The organism is Flavobacterium sp. UBA4854 (genome assembly GCF_002399805.1).
Classification (GTDB): domain Bacteria; phylum Bacteroidota; class Bacteroidia; order Flavobacteriales; family Flavobacteriaceae; genus Flavobacterium; species Flavobacterium ginsengisoli.
Map to the genome: position 1 here is coordinate 1 of NZ_DHEI01000142.1, position 1,346 is coordinate 1,346.

The 1,346-nt window shown below is 35.1% G+C and carries 1 protein-coding gene; it reads left to right on the forward strand.

What is annotated here, in order from left to right; all coding sequences use genetic code 11:
• Positions 1–3: 3 nt before the first annotated feature.
• A partial coding sequence (locus tag B3J44_RS20505; protein ID WP_286971152.1) for a RecQ family ATP-dependent DNA helicase occupies positions 4–1,346 on the forward strand: 1,343 nt, incomplete at its 3' end.

Sequence of the window (1,346 nt, forward strand, 5' to 3'; positions counted from 1 at the left end):
GCAATGCTCGGAGCGCAGGATATTCTTCTAAAATACTGGAAACACGACAGTTTTAGACCGTTGCAAAAAGAAATTATTGATTCTGTTCTTGAAGGACAGGATACTTTTGCCGTACTTCCTACGGGCGGCGGAAAATCGATTTGTTTTCAGGTTCCCGCCATGATGCAAGAAGGAATCTGCCTTGTTATTTCTCCTTTGATTGCTTTAATGAAAGATCAGGTAGCCAATCTGCAAAAAAGAGATATTAAAGCAATTGCTCTTACAGGCGGAATTCATACCGAAGAATTGATCGATCTTCTAGACAATTGCCAATACGGAAATTACAAATTCTTATATCTATCTCCAGAAAGATTACAGTCGGACTGGATTTTGGAGCGTATTAAAAATTTACCCATAAATTTAATTGCTATTGACGAAGCGCACTGTGTTTCGCAATGGGGTCATGATTTTAGACCTGCTTATCTTAAAATTTCAGAACTTAAAAAACACTTTCCGAAAATTCCTTTTTTAGCTTTAACAGCAACGGCAACTCCGAGAGTTATTGAAGATATCAGAACACAATTAGAATTAAAAAATCCAAGACATTTTCAACAATCGTTTGAGCGAAAAAACATTGCTTATATGGTTTTTGAAGTGGAAGATAAATTATATCGCACCGAACAAATCCTTAAAAAAAATCCGCAACCTTCTATTATATATGTACGAAATCGTAAAGCGTGTTTAAACATGTCTTCTCAATTGCAATCTTTAGGATTCACTTCGACTTATTATCACGGCGGTCTTTCGGCTAAAGAAAAAGACAAAAACATGCAATTATGGATGTCACAACAAGCTCAGGTTATTGTGGCAACAAATGCTTTTGGAATGGGAATTGACAAAGACAATGTTAAAACTGTTATTCATACACAGCTTCCAGAAAATATAGAAAACTATTATCAAGAGTCTGGCAGGGCGGGACGAAATGGCGAAAAAGCTTTTTCGGTTTTGCTTTACAATAATTCAGACATGATCCAGACCGAACAGCAGTTTATAAACATTCTTCCTGATAAGAAGTTTTTAAAAACGATGTACATCAAACTCTGTAATTATTTTCAGATTGCATACGGCGAAGGTTTAGACGAAACTTTCTCGTTCAAATTGAATCATTTTTGCAATAAATACGAATTCCCTACTCTCAAAACATACAATGCTTTACAGTTTTTGAGCCAGCAAGGAATTATTACAATGTCTCAGGAATTTTCAGAGAAAATTAGCGTACAATTCTTGATTGAGTCTAAAGAAGTGATTCGATATATGAGCTTGAATCCGAATGATGAAGAAATTATTTTGGCAATTTTAAGAACTTA